The organism is Halalkalibacter urbisdiaboli, from assembly GCF_002156385.1.
Taxonomy (GTDB): Bacteria; Bacillota; Bacilli; order Bacillales; family Bacillaceae_D; genus Halalkalibacter_A; species Halalkalibacter_A urbisdiaboli.
Window position 1 is genome coordinate 31464 of record NZ_MVJM01000002.1, and the last position, 16240, is coordinate 47703.

The following is a 16240-nucleotide window of genomic DNA, read 5'->3' on the forward strand; positions in this document are numbered from 1 at the left end:
TGGTACGATGCCACACACTACCGATGAATTTCAGGAGTTTCGTGAATGTCGTGAAGAGCTTAGACGAAGAAGAGCAATACTAAGAGAATGTCGTCAGGAGCTTTCAGAAGCTCGTGCAGAAAGAAGAGAATGTCGTCAGGAATTAAGAGAATGTCGTGACCCATATTCTGTTACAACCATCCAAAATATTAACGCTTAAATCAAAAAGAGGCTGTGCCAAAAGGTTGTTTTTTAACCTATTGGCACAGCCTTCATGCAATGAGCGGTTTTCTCCTAGCAAGGCGCGCAACGTGCGGAGCCACTACTTCCTCTTTGAGTTACAAGAAGTAGTTTTTCAGTGCCCTCACGATGAGTGGGGTTTTCATCGTAAGGCGCGTAGCGGATGAAGCCATTACTGTGCACGCTTTATGTGAGACACCCCCTTTTTATTCAAATATATAGTTATACATACATTTCCAAAAAAAGTATAAAAATTAAGGCGGATATCATGTACATACAATGATAAATTACATAAACAGATTGTATGTGTTATTATCCGGTTTTAGTCAGGGAGAGAGGATAGATGAGTCTAGAAGTCATTGTTCTATGTAGCCTTATTTTAATTATGTTTGTTGTCTTAATAAATGAATGGCTAGTGCCTGAATTAACTGTATTTCTAGCATTATCAACATTAGTTCTTTCAGGTATCTTAACTCCAGCTGAAGCGTTAATCGGTTTTTCTAATACAGGTGTCCATACCATTGCCTTGCTTTTTATAATTGCATCAGCTGTTTCTAAAACTGGTATGCTCAATGAATTAATAGATAAAGTGTTAAGTAAAAAAAAACCACTTTCTTCTATACTTTTAAGGCTCATGCTACCTGTTAGCACCCTCTCAGCTTTTATGAATAATACACCTATCGTTACTATGCTAATCCCCACTATTCAGAACTGGGGTATCACTAATCGCATAAAACCTTCAAAGCTACTAATCCCCTTATCATATGCGACTATTCTTGGAGGAACCATTACATTGATTGGTACCTCGGCAAACTTAATTATTAAAGGATTATTAGTGGAGAAGGGCTTTGATGGGCTATCAATGTTTGATTTTGCTTATTTTGGAATTCCATTAACGATAATTGGGGTTATATATATGGTCTTCATTGGTCAACGTTTGTTACCTAATCGAGATCATAATCGAAAAATGTTCCAAGATACACAACGTAACTATATATTTCAATTTATTATTGAGCGAGATTCATCGTTAATAGGTAAAACAATTAAAAACGCAATGCTGCGGGAGCTTCATCAACTCTTTCTCATTCAGGTTATAAGGAATAACCAAAAGATTATCCCAGATCCAAATGATGAAATTCTTCAAGCCGGGGATATTCTCATTTTTTCTGGAAGAGCTGATGGATTAATACAACTTCAAAACATTTCCGGTTTTAAGCTTTATACAGGTCATAAACAACATTTATTAACTGAGGAAAATTCTCTAGTTGAAGTCGTCATTTCTAGCACGTCTTCACTTATATCAAAGAAAATTAAACAAAGTAATTTTCGCTCTAAATACAATGCTGCAATTGTTGCTGTACAACGAAATAGTAAACAAATCACATCTGGTATTGGAAACATTGTTATTAAGCCGGGAGATACACTACTATTATTGACCGGAAAAGGCTTTAACACAACATGGTCGGATTCTGAAGATTTTTATTTTATATCACCAGTTAAACAAATAAAAAAAAACTCCACGTACGAAAATATGATTATAGTAGGAGTTTTGATATTTTTTATCTTAGCTTCAATTCTTCAGTTATTGTCTATCTACAAATTAGCATTAATTGGGGCAGCTATTTTGCTTTTAACAAACGTACTAAGCATTTCTGATGCAAAGAAAGCCATTAACTGGAGCGTCATTATCTTAATGGCAAGCTCCATCGGTGTTGGTAGTGCTGTAGAAAAAACGGGTCTAGCTAATATCCTTGCTTCATTATTCACGAAGTCTCAATCAATGCTTGGACTATTGGGGATTATGATTATTTTTTATTTCAGTACTCTCATTCTTACTGAGATCATTAATAATCTCGCAACCGCTGCCTTAATGTTCCCTATAGGATATTCTATTTCGGTTCAACTAAATATTGACCCAACAATGTTCGCTATGCTAACTGCAATTGCCTGTTCGTGTAGTTTCCTATCACCTATTGGTTATCAAACAAATTTACTTGTCTATGGACCAGGTGGTTATAAATTCACTGATTATTTAAAGGTAGGTCTACCACTAAGTATGATTTGCATGCTAGTTACAATTCTTTTAGCAATAATCAAGTGGTTATAATTTATCAACTATCTAGAATAATTGGAGAAGGTTTGTTTTTGATAAGATAATTTGATTTTCAGGGCTTTCAGAAATGTTGTAAAAAGCAAAAAGGAGTGATTATTTTGTCCTTAAGTATTCCTCACGGTGGAAGATTAGTGAATCGAATAAATACTGAATGTAATCATTCATCAATCAACAAAGAAATCGAAATCGATTCAACAGCCCTATCAGACTTAGAATTAATTGCAAACGGGGCATATAGCCCTTTAACTGGCTTTATGAACAAACAAGATTATGAATCTGTATTAAAGGATATGCGATTAACAAATAACTTGATATGGAGTATCCCGATTACTTTACCTGTAACAAAAACAACGGCAGAAACATTAAAAATCGGAGAAAAAATTAAGCTATCTTATAAAAAGGTTGTTTATGGTATTTTACAGCTTCAAGAAGTGTTTAAACCAGATAAAGAGTTTGAAGCCCAACAAGTGTACCAAACAATGGATACGAAACATCCTGGAGTTAAAAGGATTTTTAACCGTCCAGATTATTGTGTAGCAGGTGACATTACGTTAGTTAAAATGCCACCAAAAAAGAAAGAGTTTTCTCACTTTTATAAAACTCCTTTTGAAACCAGAAATGAATTTAAACAACGAAATTGGAATACAATTGTTGGCTTTCAAACTAGAAATCCAGTTCATCGTGCACATGAATATATTCAGAAGTGTGCTCTTGAAATGGTTGATGGATTACTTTTGCATCCACTTGTTGGAGAAACCAAATCTGATGATATTCCTGCAAGTATTAGAATGGAGAGCTACGAAGTCTTACTAAAAAACTATTATTCAAAAGAAAGAGTTTCTTTATCAGTATTTCCAGCTACTATGAGATACGCAGGTCCAAGAGAAGCAATCTTTCACGCACTTGTAAGAAAAAATTACGGTTGTACCCATTTCATTGTAGGAAGAGATCATGCAGGGGTTGGAGATTATTATGGAACATATGATGCACAAAAGATCTTTTCACAGTTTCAACCTGAAGATATCGGAATTGATATTCTTTGTTATGAGCACTGCTTCTATTGTAAAAAATGCGAGAACATGGCTTCAAGCAAAACATGTCCACATCCTAAGGAACATCACGTCCATTTATCAGGAACAAAAGTACGTGAGATGCTTAGAAAAGGACAGCAGCTCCCACCCGAATTTAGTCGGGCTGAAGTGGTAGAAGTCTTAAAAAAACAATTTTAAAATAGTGATTTAATTAAGCCCCTTACATATTAGGGGCCCAAGGTAAATATCCCTAATTAATGAATCTTTATGTAGACGATGTAGAACGAACCCCTTAATGAAAAAGAGACTTATGATAGAGGTGTTTATATGATTTCATTTAACCAACATCAAAATCTTATTATCTTCATGCATATTCCAAAAACAGGTGGGATTACCTTAAGGAATATTATTGATAAGCAATATGCCCAAGAACAAATTATGAAATTACCCCAAAAACGAAAATTAGCACAAGTTTTAAACCAGCCTAAAAGAAACTTTGAAAACCTCCAGTGTATTTATGGCCATCACCGATTTGGTATACACGAGCATTTTCAAAAACCATTCTCTTATATTACAATGCTCAGGCACCCGGTTGAACGCATTATCTCTACCTATTTTTTTATTTTACAAAATGAAAGAAATCGAATGCATGAAAAAGTAAAAAATATGACTTTTGAAGAATTTATCCTTTCTCCAGATCCGAATATACAAGTTCCTCTTTCAAACCATCAAACGAGATTTATTTCTGGAGAAAAAAATCCTGACTTTCAAAAAGCCCAATTAAATATTAAGCAACATTTTTCTGCTATCGGTATTACTGAAATGTATAATGAGTCCCTTTTCATCATGAAAAAAAAGCTAGGATGGAACGATATTTCCTATACGAAAAAAAATATAACTAAAATCAGAAGTAAGAAAGACGATATCCCAGAAGATTTGCTTCAAGTGATAAAAGAAAAAAATGAGCTTGATATACAGCTTTATGATGATGCAAAAGCTATGCTCTTAAAAGAAATCGAGTCATTGGACCAACCTTCTAAAAATGACCTAAACGAGTTCATTCAACACCAAGCAGTAAAGAATGTCTAGGAGAGGAGAGAAGAACATGAAAAATCCAACTCTTAATCGCCAGGAGCAAATCGTCATTCACCTCCATATGCCTAAAACGGGCGGGACTACATTAAAAAAGATTATAAAAAAAAATTATGAACCAAGTACGTCATTTGATGTTTATGTTGATCGTCAGCACTTACCAAACGTCTTAGAAGACTTATCAAAAAATCAGATTCACTGCATTCAAGGGCATATTCCTTTTGGGATTCATGAATACCTTAATAGAACTTCTACTTATATCACCATGTTACGTGAACCAATAAGTAGGATCATTTCGGAATATTATTTTATTAGAAATATCCCTTGGCACACCTTACATCAACAAGTAATTGAAATGAGCTTACAAGAGTATCAGGAACTCCCCCATAACCATAATTTGCAAACTCATTATATTTTAGGTAATAAGTTTGGAGAAGAATTAACAGAGGATGACCTTGAACAAGCAAAAAAAATTCTCACTGAGCATTTTTCAGTAGTAGGTATTACTGAAATGTTTGATCAATCATTATTTTTAATGAAAGAAACCTTTGGCTGGAACCATATTTACTATAAAAAGGCCAATGTTACAAAAAGGAAATTAACCAAAGAACAACTTTCCCCTACTATCCTTCAGGAAATAGCTAAAAATAACAATATTGACATGCAACTATATACGTTTGCCAAAGCTTTATTACAAGATAAACTTAGTAATCTTGATCTAAACACTAAATTTAGAATTAAACAATTCTGCAAAAAAAATAAAAAAAAGGGAGTTCGGAAGTGGTGAGCTGTTGATAAGAAGAAGACTAAAAGGACATTTTCCATTAAGGAGATGACTTCAGTAACAGACTGGCTGAAGTCATTATTCTATTGTAGAAATAAGGCTCTAGTTTCGAGGGCACTGAAAAAGGGGGCTTTTCCCTTCTTTTATTTCTTATAAAGTCTAATCTAGTACACCTTGTACACACAATTGTTTATCTTTGCATAAACTATTAAAAGAAAGGGGGTGAATATATCCGCACAAAACTGTTCCTAGTACTATGCCTTCATCGTTCAGGATCAAGTGCAACAGCAGGTGTAATGCACCAAGTAGGAATTCATATGGGTGAACAATTATTACGTGGAAATAGAGGTAACCCCAAGGGACATTTTGAAAATGTAGAATTTGTTAATCTCAATGAGCAAATATTAGCAAAGGCTAGTGGAAGCTGGAAGAATCCACCTTCCCCCAAAAGGCTGAGGACACTTAATTTTCCCGAAAACGATATTCAACGTTTCTTAGCAAAACATGCAAAGGAAGTATGGGGAATAAAAGATCCAAGAATGATGATAACGATTGACTATTGGAAAGAACATTTACAAAGACATTCCGATATTAGTTATGTTTTCGTCCATCGCCCGTTTCGCGAATCCGTTCTTTCCCTTGCTCGCCGCGATCATCTTACAAGAGCACAAGCTAGAAGCATTTTAAAGCCTTATCTAGAAAATAAGCAGCGCATAAAACAACTCTTACTAAAGGAACAAGCGGATGTGATAGATATACACTTTCATGATCTTTTACATGCACCAGAACATTTTGTCTCTGAACTAAATAAAAGATTAGGACATGCACCCACACAGCATCTTGAAGAAGTAAAGAAATTCCTAGATAAGTCCTTTAAAAACTTTTAAAAAGACTTGCCAAAACATAAATGTGTTCCCGCCTCATATTAGGAGAAACACATTTATGTTTACATTGTATTATTATTTATTGCTATTACCCTCCTTTTTACAGAGCGTTTATTATGAAGTTAACGATTCTCTGTCTTCCAATCAAATCCAATGCTTGGATCATTCCATGGAATTCGTTTCTCATCAGGGTTTTCCCGGTTATATGCCTCTGTTGTAAAATAAACAATGGTTGCTGGCTGTTGACCAAGCACACGATACCCGTGGGCAACTCCCTTAGGAATTAATAATAATATTGGATTTTCTACTCCCATATAATAAACGTCTGTTGCCCCTTTTGTCTTAGAATGTTCTCGTAAGTCATGAAGAACAACCTGGGCATTTCCTGAAGGGAAAAACCACAAATCATCTTGGTAATCATGATAATGAAAGGCTTTAATCACACCTGGATAGCTCATTGAGATCGATGCCTGCCCGAAACGTGTGAGTAACGCTTCATCCTCACGAACAAGTTCAGCAAAAAAACCACGATCGTCACAATACTTTGTGAGCTGTTTAACTTTAACCCCTTCTATCATTGTTGATTTTCCCCCTTTATAAAGTAATCATCTAAAGCTAGTTCCCATTTTCTTGGTAGCTCTAACCCTACTCTGATTAATTGTTGATGACTCATGACAGAATATGATGGACGTATAGCTAATGCGCCAAACCTCTCTGTCGTTGTCGGTCTTACTAGGGTTGAATCATAGCCTGCTTTTTCAAAAATTTTTCTTGCAAAGTCGAACCAACTACAAGCACCTGAATTACTTATATGATAGAGATGATTGGGTTTATCAATTAATTTCAGTACATAATCTGCCAAATCAGCTGTATAGGTCGGACTTCCAATTTGATCAGCAACGACATTAATCGGCTCGCCTTTTTTTGCTAAGCGTAGCATTGTTTTAACAAAATTCTGACCATGATGACCATAAAGCCATGACGTTCGAATAATCGAACAGTTTTCAGCCTTTGTTAAAACAAGCCGTTCCCCAAGCCATTTACTAAGTCCATACGAACTTAATGGATTCGGCTCATCCTCTACTTGATATGGACTAGTTTTTTTTCCATCGAAAACAAAATCAGTACTGAAATAAATAAGTTTTGCTCCAACTACATTTGCAGCCTCTGCTATATACGAGGAGCCTAGTGCATTTATCTCATAGGCTGCCATTTTTTCAATTTCACATTGATCAACTGCCGTATACGCAGCTGTGTGTAGAATAATGTCAGGTTTTAGCTGTTTCATTGTTTCCGTAACTAATTCATAGTCTGTTATATCTAAATCCTCTTTACGTAATGGCATGACAGTAAAGTTCTCACTAGCTTTTTCCGTTAGTTCTTTACCAAGCTGCCCATTCGCACCTGTTATGAGAATACGCTTCATGTTGGATCACCATTTTTTTTATACCATTCAATCGTACGTTTAAGCCCTTCCTCAAAGGAGACCGCCGGCTTCCAGCCAAGCTCACTATTAATCTTATTCCAGTTAATTGCGTATCGTTGGTCATGCCCCTTTCTATCTTCAACAAACTCAACGAGTGTATCACTCTTTCCCAAGCTATTTAACACTTGTTTAACGACGTCAAGATTTGTTTGCTCATTCCCTCCACCTATATTATAAACCTCCCCAACCTTGCCATTTTGTAAGACAGCAGAAAGAGCCTTGCAATGATCTTCGACAAACAACCAATCTCTTATTTGCATACCATCTCCATAAATCGGTATTTTTTCGTCATTGAATGCTTTTGCAATCGTTTTAGATATTAATTTCTCTTTGTCTTGTCTCGGTCCATAATTATTACTACACCTCGTTGTTATAACCGGGGCGCTGTACGTTTTATGAAAAGCCCGCACTAATAAATCAGCCCCAGCCTTGCTAGCGGAATATGGATTGTTTGCAGCGAGTGGAGATTTTTCGGTAAAAGGTGGTTCCCCCTCACGTAAAGAGCCGTAAACTTCATCAGTTGAAACATAGATCATTTTTTCAGCATAGCCATTTACTACTGCTGAAAGTAAGTTATTTGTTCCGATAATATTCGTTTGCAAAAAAATACTTGGTTCAAGAATACTTCTGTCAACATGAGACTCCGCTGCAAAATGAACAATTGCGTCATAGTTTTGATCGAATACCTTATTTAATTCCTCCCTATTAGCAATATCAATAGGGAAAAATCGATAGTTAGGATGTTGTACAAAGCTATGCATATTTTCCATTTTTCCTGCATAGGTCAATACATCAATATTTGTTACACTGAATGAATCATCCTGTAATAACAGGTCGATAAAATTAGAACCGATAAATCCTGCTCCCCCAGTAACGAGTATTTTTTTTGTCATTTAGCTTCTCCTACCTTTTAGATCATTATCAAACATGTAAAAATTTGCTTGAAATAGAGATTCGTGCGTTCCTGCATCAATCCACCAATCTTTCAATATATTAAACCCCATTGTTCCTTGCTGGACATAAAAATTATTTACATCTGTTATTTCCAGTTCGCCTCGTTTAGATGGGTTTATTTTTTTTATATAGGAAAAAACGGTCTTATCGTACATATATATACCAGTTACACAATAAGCAGGTCCCTTCATGTTAGGTTTTTCGATAAGTTTAGAAACGGTTTGAGTTTGTTTATCTATTAAAGCAATTCCATATCTATTCGCTTCCGGCACTTCCTTTAATAGAATAAATGCCCCTTCTTTTTGCTGATAAAATTGTTCGACAAAAGGGGATAAATCTTCAACGAACAAATTATCACCTAATAGAACTAGAAATTTTTCTTCCCCAACAAAATCTTCCGCTAATGATAATGCATCAGCTATTCCACTTGCCTGCTCTTGTATAGCAAAATGCAGACAGACACCAAGCTCTTTCCCATCACCTAATAATTGAATAAATGAACTTAAGTGTTCTCGTGAAGTTAAAATAAGAATATCCGTGATTCCTGCCTCCTTTACCTTTAGTATAGGCCAATAAATCATCGGATACTTTCCAACTGGAAGTAAATGTTTATTTATGATACGAGTGATCGGAGATAATCGTGAGCCAGTTCCTCCTGCAAGAATAACAGCTTTTCTCATTTCTTTTCACCCCTTGCTATGATAAGCGTTGAACAACGACCTCAATGAACGAGGCAGCTCCTGCAACTGAGAGGACAATGATGATTGGAATAAAAAAAGAAGGAAAGAACCAATACCCACCAACTAGCACTACAGCACTCCATATCCCCGTGCACCAAAAGCAGCTTAATAATTCACCGATCCAGCGTCTTAGTCCATTTCCTTTAATGTTTACATAAATTTCAATCGTTCCATCTGGCCTTTGTTCTTCTACTTCATCAATAAATGGATTTCTTAGCCATTGGGTTATTTGATCAAACACGATTAATCGTGTTAAGCGATAACACGCCAATGTTAAAAGTAATAATTGGAGTAAGTCGATGTACAACGTCTCCCTCCCCTTTACTTTAAAATAAATTTCCTCTATACCTTATGTACTTCAATATATATCGGTTCAAAAAAAATGTTATAAGCTCCTCTCGAAATTTATCATTCAATTTATGGGAACTTTTTTTTCAACATAATAAAGCCCAAGGAAACTTTCATTTCCTTGGGCTTTATCATGTTTGGATGTTACTCTTTATCTTTGTTCTCTTCTTCATTTGCTTCTATTTTGTGGAGATTTAACTGATATTGTACTTCTGAACGCTTCATTTCCTTCTTATTCTGTTCCGGAGAGTTCACCTTGTCTGTAAAATGTTTTTTATAAATAAATGGTTGATTTTGGAGTTCTATTTTAGGTTCGTTGGGCTGTTGAATATAAAGTAATGGCCCTGAATGTTTAGTCATTGTCATCCTCCTCTTCATCCACTTGTTTAATTAAATATATATGGATTGAACTTCAGCTATATGTCTATGTTTAATTACTACTGAAGAAGACTAAAATATTGGATTAGCTCATATAGATACCGTTAAGAAGCTTAATCATATTATTTTATTATAAACAGTGAAAGGGCGATGACAATGGAATTGAAAAAACAGGAAGAACAAGCCTTTCGTAATCTTGAACAGGCATTAAATGAATACGAAGAGCTGGTCAACAATAAAGGTGAACCTACGCTTGAATCAGTACCTAATACTAACAACTCAACCGTACGAACTATTCGAATCTATCTCCAAGAAAGGAAAGTAACGTTTAACCATATAAATGAAGAGAATCAAGCTTATGAAGAGATTATTTTGACACCTGGGCATAATATTAATCTATTTTACAAAAGAAAACCAATTAAACAATATCAGTGGTACCGTAGTGAGCCTCATCACCCGAAGCCTTGGCTCTCTCTGCCGAATGACTAATTCAATGTTACTAGCTACTTGAGGCCATCTTTAATATCCTTGCTGTTTCGATTTGAACTAGCCTTCTACACTTCTAACATCATTCTAATTATTCACCCATTTATACGCTTTGACATACAGTATAAAGAATTTAATCTAAGGAGGCTTTTTCATCATGTATCAGCAACCATCTGTACAATTCCTACCACCAAACGTTATTAGGCAGTATGTTGGTCAATGGATTACTACGTCAATTCCTAATTATGGGCAGGTCGTTGCCTATGTTATTGACTACAGTCGTAGAACAGGAATGGTATCATTATTTATGTACACAAGTTACGCTTATCAACCTCAATATATTCAAGTCCACCACAGTGATTTAGTAGGGATAAGTCCATACTATGGCCCAATTCCACCGCAACCTTCCCCACGTCCACGTCCTCCGTACTCACCATGGTATCCAGGTGGCGGCCAGTTCGGTGGCGGTGGCTTTTGGCCTTGGCTCGGTGGTCAAGTAGGCACATTATTAGGAGGCCAACAGCAACCACCTCGCTAATCAACAAGGGGATACCCCAAAAGGTTCGACCTTTTAGGATATCCCCGTTCTAAATTATGACAATGATAAAATATTATATCCACTATCCACGTGTAATAATTCACCTGTCATACCACGAGAAAGGTCACTCATTAAAAATAGAGCTGTGTCACCAACTTCTTCTTGCGTTGTTGTACGGCGTAGAGGAGAACGCTCTTCAATTTCTTTTAATACATCATTGAAGCCACCAATTCCTTTCGCTGCTAAAGTACGAATTGGACCAGCAGAAATAGCGTTCACGCGAATATTATCTTTACCTAGGTCATTAGCCAAGTATTTTACACTTGCATCAAGAGACGCTTTTGCCACACCCATAACATTATAATTACGAACAACTCTTTCTCCGCCTAAATATGTAAGGGTCACAATGCTAGCTCCTTCTGTCATTAAAGGACGTGCAGCTTTTGCTACTGCTGTAAGAGAGTACGCACTAATATTTTGAGCTAGTAAAAACCCTTCTCTCGTCGTATTTAAGTACTCCCCTTCAAGCTCATCTTTATTTGCAAACGCAATACAATGAGCTATTCCATGGATTGTACCGACCTGCTCTTTAATTGAAGAAAAGGTTTTGTCAATTTCTTCGTCATTCGTCACATCACATGGAAGAATGAGATGGTCATCACGTTCTAAAGTCTCCATTAAATCACGAACGTTTTTTTCTAGTCTTTCCCCAGCAAATGTGAAAATGAGTCTTGCACCAGCTTTTGCCAATGATTGAGCAATTCCCCATGCGATACTACGCTTATTCGCAACTCCCATAACAACATATGTACGATCTTGCAATGATAATTGAATCATGATTTCTCCTCCATTGTGGGTAGTTATTAGTACCAAGTACTAAATATTATAGCATAACTCTCTCGATGTGGACAGGTCTCTAGTATTTTTCAACATAAATCCTTGCTATCCCTTCTTCGTCGGGATATTCCTTTGTTCATAATGACATTTCTTACATTGATAGATAACATTTTGATTCGATTGTGCAGTTAGCAGATTCGAAATCGGTCGCTCATCGTGACAAGATGGACAAATAATGATCGGTTCCACTAGTAATCACTCCTTTATATGAATAGGTTCACCAAAAAAGCGACAACGTAAACCGTTGTCGGCTCTAACCATCATATGACTTTCTCGTGAGCACCGTTCTTGGTACATCCGTCCCTCTCGACCCTCTTAAATCAACTTCTTCCTTTTCTGGGGAGTAGACGATAATAAAGCTTTCAGGAATCGATTTAGCTAAAACGCGTGGAAGTCTTTCCAGCTGTGGATGCCATGCTAACGTTCCTCTTCTCGCACTTAACACAACAACTAAATCATCCTTTGTCAAAGCAGGCATATACTCTTCATGTAATTCATTCCACGATTCAACCGTAATAAAGGTGCTAGTATATTCAGGTTTTACATCCTTGAATGCTTTTTCATAAGATCCTAATTCATCCTTAATGATATAACAAACGAGCATTGCGCCTAGCTGAGAAGCTAACTGCTTCACTAATCTTATTGCATCATAAAAACCTGATTTATGATCAAATCCAGGAGGAATAACAACAACCAATCGTTTCGTCGTATTTAATGGGTGTCCAAGCTTAGATACAAGGATCATCTGTGTCGTTCGTTCTAGCAATTGATCCAAGATCCCCCCAAAAATCCGTTGTGGTGTCGACAGCCTTCCATTCCAGCCTATGACTATTGTTGTGATACGAGAATCTTCTATCGCACGTTTAATTGCCGATGTGATATTCGGAACAACCCTCGTTAACTTTTGTAACGGGACTTCCGCTCCGGCTGCATGTTCTGCTGCTCGGTCTAATACCTTTTCTGCTTGAATAAGGCGATGATCCGAATCCTCAAGCCCACGTTGTGCAACAGACAATGCATACAACGGCTCAGGAGATGTACCTCTTACGATAAACGCCAAGTCCAAGAGCGATTCCATCGTCTTAGGATTTGCGACAGGTACCATAACCCGTTCTGGTGCAAGAGAGGGTTCATATGGCTTTTGCTCCTCTTGTAACGCAATTTTTCGTGAATACGTTTCAACCATATATGGGCCAACAATACAAGTAACTAAAATCATCACAATAACTGCATTAACGGTTGACTGATTAAATAAACCAAGGTCAAAGCCTACTAATGTTGCTGCTAACGTTGCAGCAGCTTGCGGGATTGATAATCCAAACATTAGCTTAATTTCTTCTGTTGAATAACCGTAGATTTTCCCACTAATCCATGCAGCAAGAAATTTCCCTGCATTTACGAGAACCACAACAAGTGCAGCCAAAACCCAAGCAGAGGGCTCTGATAATAACACTCGTATGTCCATTAACATCCCAACAGATAATAAGAAAAAAGGAATAAACAATGCATTTCCAACAAATTTAATACGGTTCATCAATGTACTTTGTTCAGTAATGAAACGATTTAAAGCTAGACCTGCTAGGAAGGCACCAATTATTGGTTCAAGGCCTGCCATCGTAGCAAGGTATGCCGACACAAACAGTACAGCCATCACAAAAATAAATTCTAATGCACCCTCACTCCCTAGGATCCTAAAAAAGAACCTTGCTAACAGTGGTACGATTAAGAAGACAGCTGCCACATAGATAATAAGGGAACTAACGAGTACCATCCAAAAAGAAGTGGAGAGCTCACCAGTAGCTGCACCGGCAACAATCGCAAGTACAAGAAGAGCAATGGTATCAGTCATAATTGTTCCACCAACAGTTGTGGTGACGGCTTTATTTTTTGCTATTCCTAAGCGACTTGCAATTGGATATGCAAGTAGCGTATGCGAACCTAATAAAGAACCTAACAAAATAGCAGCAGCCATTGAATAGCCTAGAAAATAAGTCGCTACCGTCCCAAAAATAAAAGGAACAGTAAAAGAAAGTGTCCCAAATGTCAAACTTCTAGAACGGTATTTTTTAAAGCCTTCTAGATCAATCTCAAGTCCTGCAATAAAAATAATATAAAGTAAGCCTACTGTCCCTAGTAACACAATTGTTGGATCACGGTCGATTAAGCCGAGACCATTTGGTCCAATGATGACTCCAGCAAAAATAAGGCCGATCAAACCTGGAATTCGTAACCTCGCCATAATAAGCGGGGCAATTAAAAACACGACCATTGCAATCGCAAAAATAAGCACCGGATTTGTCACTGGTTGCTGTAGCAAACGGCCTCACCTCTTTTCCATTTAATTCAAGATAAAAATATCCCCTTTTATGTCAATAAAAAGACAGTAGAACGGTTTAATGTCGCAAAACCTTTCAGGAAAAAATCTCTCTTAGCTTCCGAACGTGCTCTTTACCACCAGTAACAATAATATGGTCACCGACCTGTAATTCTGTATCACCATGTGGTACAAGTGATTCATTTCCTCGAAAGATACGAACAAATACTGTATCTCCTAAATGCGGAAAGTCGCGTAGCTTTCTTCCTTGATACACCCTATTTTTCATTTGAATTTGATATAACCCATTCTCTTTTTTTTCAAATAAATCAACAACATTTGGCGATTGAATCATCGCACGGAGTACTGCCTGATTGGAAAAGAAAACAGAAAACACACTAACACCACAAGCCTCTAAACGTGACTGATACAAGTTAGATTCTACTCTTGCGATAACCCGTTCTGTACCAAAAGTCTCTTTTGCTTCAATCGCTAGTTTAAAGTTTGTTTTTTCATCTCCTGTAGCAAGTACAAGAATATCTGCGTCAAATGCTTCTACTCGCTCCAATTCTCCCTTAGTAAAAGCAGCTAATTCCTCGATATGAAATGAGCTCTCAATCCCCTCTTGCTCCTGCTTTTTCGTATGAAATAATCTAGTTTCATATGCTTCGCTATCTATTTGCAAGGTTATAGGTAACGTTAGTTGGTTTGCTCCAATAATAAAAAGCTTTTTCTTTTCATGCCCCGTTTCCTGTTTAGGGAAGAGCTTTTTGAAAGCAATCGGTGTCACAATGCAGGAAATGACTGCAACAAGGATCAGTGCCGATGATAATTCTTCGGTAATCACTCCAATTCTTTCTCCGATGGATGCAGCCGCAATGACTAGTGATAATGTCGAAGTTAATAAGAAACCAGCACCAACCGCCGTTTTCCAATCATACCAGCGAAGGAGTAATAACGATGGCAATAATTTCGACATTAAGAGTGCGATAAATAACAAAGGAATGAGCAGTAATACTTCACGATTTTCAAAAAGAGCCCAAATGTCTAACTCGACCCCGACCATTACAAAAAAGATCGGAATCAAAAACCCATAACCAAACGAATCTAATTTATGTACCATTTCCGGATTAGGAGATAATAGACTAACGAGTACCCCCGCCAAAAACGCACCTAATATATTTTCCGCACCAACCGATTCAGATAGGGCAACTAACAAAATAATTAATGTGAAAATAGCGCGAGTATCTAATTGAATAGTCCCTTTTGTCATTGTTTCTAAATACGTTTGGTCTCTAAATTTCTTACCAACAAAGTATAGTAAAACCCCCGCTGCAAAAAGGATAAGTAGTAACCACATGTTCCCGCTATCTTCGGCATATATAGAGACAAACACCGCTAACAAAATCATCGTAACCAAATCTGCTATAACTGCCACTAATAATATGACTTGACCAACAGCTGTTTTCATCAAATGCTCTTCTTTCAAAGTTGGTACAACGACACCTAATGAAATGGTTGAAATGATTAATGTCATTAAAAAAGCATTTTCCAAAAATCCAATAGCGACAAACAATAACGAAAGTGCATACGAGAGGCCAAAAATCAGCACAAAAACAAGCGTTGCGGCTATAAATGTATTAGGCTCCTTAATCCCATTTTGTAGCAATCGCTTCCTTCCTTTACCTGCGAATGCGGAAAAATCGATTTCAAGTCCACTCAAAAACATTAAAAAAATGAAACCAAGTAGGGACAATGTTTCTAACCAAATATCTTGAGACACTAGATTAAACCCACTCCTACCAATAACCATTCCAGCAATAATTTCAGCAACAACAACTGGAATAATACGGAGCTTTAGCTTATGTAGTAAGACAGGGATTAAAAAAGCCACTAATACGACAACAACGAGCGAAGTCACGGCAACATGTTCTTCCACTTGTGATCCCCCCTTGTTCGAATTTGATAAAAAGGTA

Annotated in this window: 18 protein-coding genes; 8 read left to right on the forward strand and 10 right to left on the reverse strand. The window is 36.8% G+C overall.

What is annotated here, in order from left to right:
• Positions 1–7 precede the first annotated feature (7 nt).
• The 6 genes from B1R93_RS08050 to B1R93_RS08075 all read left to right on the forward strand — a co-directional run bounded on the left by B1R93_RS08050 (position 8) and on the right by B1R93_RS08075 (position 6126).
• Positions 8–199, forward strand: coding sequence for a hypothetical protein (locus tag B1R93_RS08050; RefSeq protein WP_088103471.1), 192 nt, complete (start codon positions 8–10; stop codon positions 197–199).
• Between the two features lie 363 nt (positions 200–562).
• Positions 563–2326: an SLC13 family permease gene (locus B1R93_RS08055; protein ID WP_088103472.1), complete on the forward strand. Its 1764-nt coding sequence runs from the start codon at positions 563–565 to the stop codon at positions 2324–2326.
• A 104-nt stretch (positions 2327–2430) separates the two neighbouring features.
• Positions 2431–3561, forward strand: a complete 1131-nt coding sequence (gene sat, locus B1R93_RS08060) for a sulfate adenylyltransferase (RefSeq protein ID WP_088103473.1) — start codon at positions 2431–2433, stop codon at positions 3559–3561.
• A 129-nt stretch (positions 3562–3690) separates the two neighbouring features.
• Positions 3691–4452, forward strand: coding sequence for a sulfotransferase family 2 domain-containing protein (locus tag B1R93_RS08065; RefSeq protein ID WP_088103474.1), 762 nt, complete (start codon positions 3691–3693; stop codon positions 4450–4452).
• Between the two features lie 16 nt (positions 4453–4468).
• Positions 4469–5242 carry a sulfotransferase family 2 domain-containing protein gene (locus tag B1R93_RS08070; RefSeq protein ID WP_165763767.1) on the forward strand — a complete coding sequence of 258 codons (774 nt, stop codon included), beginning with the start codon at positions 4469–4471 and terminating at the stop codon, positions 5240–5242.
• 314 nt (positions 5243–5556) lie between these two features.
• Positions 5557–6126 carry a sulfotransferase family protein gene (locus tag B1R93_RS08075; RefSeq protein WP_088103476.1) on the forward strand — a complete coding sequence of 190 codons (570 nt, stop codon included), beginning with the start codon at positions 5557–5559 and terminating at the stop codon, positions 6124–6126.
• A 119-nt stretch (positions 6127–6245) separates the two neighbouring features.
• Here the strand turns inward: B1R93_RS08075 and B1R93_RS08080 are convergent, their stop codons facing one another.
• The 6 genes from B1R93_RS08080 to B1R93_RS08105 all read right to left on the reverse strand — a co-directional run bounded on the left by B1R93_RS08080 (position 6246) and on the right by B1R93_RS08105 (position 10011).
• The gene (locus B1R93_RS08080) at positions 6246–6701 is read right to left on the reverse strand and encodes a dTDP-4-dehydrorhamnose 3,5-epimerase family protein (RefSeq protein ID WP_088103477.1); all 456 of its coding nucleotides are present in this window, start codon (positions 6699–6701) and stop codon (positions 6246–6248) included.
• A complete protein-coding gene (rfbD, locus tag B1R93_RS08085; protein WP_088103478.1) occupies positions 6698–7549 on the reverse strand; it encodes a dTDP-4-dehydrorhamnose reductase in 852 nt (283 codons plus the stop codon). The genes B1R93_RS08080 and rfbD overlap by 4 nt, the downstream gene beginning before the upstream one ends.
• The gene (rfbB, locus tag B1R93_RS08090; protein WP_088103479.1) at positions 7546–8502 is read right to left on the reverse strand and encodes a dTDP-glucose 4,6-dehydratase; all 957 of its coding nucleotides are present in this window, start codon (positions 8500–8502) and stop codon (positions 7546–7548) included. The genes rfbD and rfbB overlap by 4 nt, the downstream gene beginning before the upstream one ends.
• A complete protein-coding gene (locus B1R93_RS08095) occupies positions 8503–9243 on the reverse strand; it encodes a sugar phosphate nucleotidyltransferase (RefSeq protein WP_088103480.1) in 741 nt (246 codons plus the stop codon).
• A gap of 16 nt (positions 9244–9259) precedes the next feature.
• A complete protein-coding gene (locus B1R93_RS08100; RefSeq protein ID WP_088103481.1) occupies positions 9260–9610 on the reverse strand; it encodes a DUF1360 domain-containing protein in 351 nt (116 codons plus the stop codon).
• A gap of 185 nt (positions 9611–9795) precedes the next feature.
• Positions 9796–10011 carry a hypothetical protein gene (locus B1R93_RS08105; RefSeq protein WP_088103482.1) on the reverse strand — a complete coding sequence of 72 codons (216 nt, stop codon included), beginning with the start codon at positions 10009–10011 and terminating at the stop codon, positions 9796–9798.
• Between the two features lie 174 nt (positions 10012–10185).
• Here B1R93_RS08105 and B1R93_RS08110 point away from each other — a divergent pair, with 174 nt between their 5' ends.
• Positions 10186–10518: a hypothetical protein gene (locus tag B1R93_RS08110; RefSeq protein ID WP_088103483.1), complete on the forward strand. Its 333-nt coding sequence runs from the start codon at positions 10186–10188 to the stop codon at positions 10516–10518.
• Positions 10519–10672: 154 nt separating this feature from the next.
• Entirely contained in the window at positions 10673–11053 is a 381-nt protein-coding gene (locus tag B1R93_RS23915) for a hypothetical protein (protein WP_088103484.1), read from the forward strand.
• A 54-nt stretch (positions 11054–11107) separates the two neighbouring features.
• Here the strand turns inward: B1R93_RS23915 and fabI are convergent, their stop codons facing one another.
• The 4 genes from fabI to B1R93_RS08135 form a co-directional block, all read right to left on the reverse strand.
• On the reverse strand, positions 11108–11887 hold the full coding sequence (gene fabI / locus B1R93_RS08120; RefSeq protein ID WP_165763823.1) for an enoyl-ACP reductase FabI: 780 nt from the start codon (positions 11885–11887) through the stop codon (positions 11108–11110).
• A gap of 108 nt (positions 11888–11995) precedes the next feature.
• Positions 11996–12139 carry a hypothetical protein gene (locus B1R93_RS22960; protein WP_088103486.1) on the reverse strand — a complete coding sequence of 48 codons (144 nt, stop codon included), beginning with the start codon at positions 12137–12139 and terminating at the stop codon, positions 11996–11998.
• A 64-nt stretch (positions 12140–12203) separates the two neighbouring features.
• Positions 12204–14267, reverse strand: a complete 2064-nt coding sequence (locus tag B1R93_RS08130; RefSeq protein WP_088103487.1) for a cation:proton antiporter — start codon at positions 14265–14267, stop codon at positions 12204–12206.
• Positions 14268–14361: 94 nt separating this feature from the next.
• Positions 14362–16203 (reverse strand): monovalent cation:proton antiporter family protein, encoded by a 1842-nt coding sequence (locus B1R93_RS08135; protein ID WP_088103488.1) that lies wholly within the window; start codon positions 16201–16203, stop codon positions 14362–14364.
• Between the last annotated feature and the right edge of the window lie 37 nt (positions 16204–16240).

Bases quoted from the DNA above. Each gene is read 5' to 3' on its own strand.
- B1R93_RS08105 (WP_088103482.1), bottom strand. From the start codon at position 10,011: ATGACTAAACATTCAGGGCCATTACTTTATATTCAACAGCCCAACGAA.
- B1R93_RS08065 (WP_088103474.1), top strand. From the start codon at position 3,691: ATGATTTCATTTAACCAACATCAAAATCTTATTATCTTCATGCATATT.
- rfbD (WP_088103478.1), bottom strand. From the start codon at position 7,549: ATGAAGCGTATTCTCATAACAGGTGCGAATGGGCAGCTTGGTAAAGAA.
- rfbB (WP_088103479.1), bottom strand. From the start codon at position 8,502: ATGACAAAAAAAATACTCGTTACTGGGGGAGCAGGATTTATCGGTTCT.
- B1R93_RS08095 (WP_088103480.1), bottom strand. From the start codon at position 9,243: ATGAGAAAAGCTGTTATTCTTGCAGGAGGAACTGGCTCACGATTATCT.
- B1R93_RS08080 (WP_088103477.1), bottom strand. From the start codon at position 6,701: ATGATAGAAGGGGTTAAAGTTAAACAGCTCACAAAGTATTGTGACGAT.
- B1R93_RS08110 (WP_088103483.1), top strand. From the start codon at position 10,186: ATGGAATTGAAAAAACAGGAAGAACAAGCCTTTCGTAATCTTGAACAG.
- B1R93_RS08050 (WP_088103471.1), top strand. From the start codon at position 8: ATGCCACACACTACCGATGAATTTCAGGAGTTTCGTGAATGTCGTGAA.
- B1R93_RS08070 (WP_165763767.1), top strand. From the start codon at position 4,469: ATGAAAAATCCAACTCTTAATCGCCAGGAGCAAATCGTCATTCACCTC.
- B1R93_RS23915 (WP_088103484.1), top strand. From the start codon at position 10,673: ATGTATCAGCAACCATCTGTACAATTCCTACCACCAAACGTTATTAGG.
- B1R93_RS08055 (WP_088103472.1), top strand. From the start codon at position 563: ATGAGTCTAGAAGTCATTGTTCTATGTAGCCTTATTTTAATTATGTTT.
- B1R93_RS08075 (WP_088103476.1), top strand. From the start codon at position 5,557: ATGGGTGAACAATTATTACGTGGAAATAGAGGTAACCCCAAGGGACAT.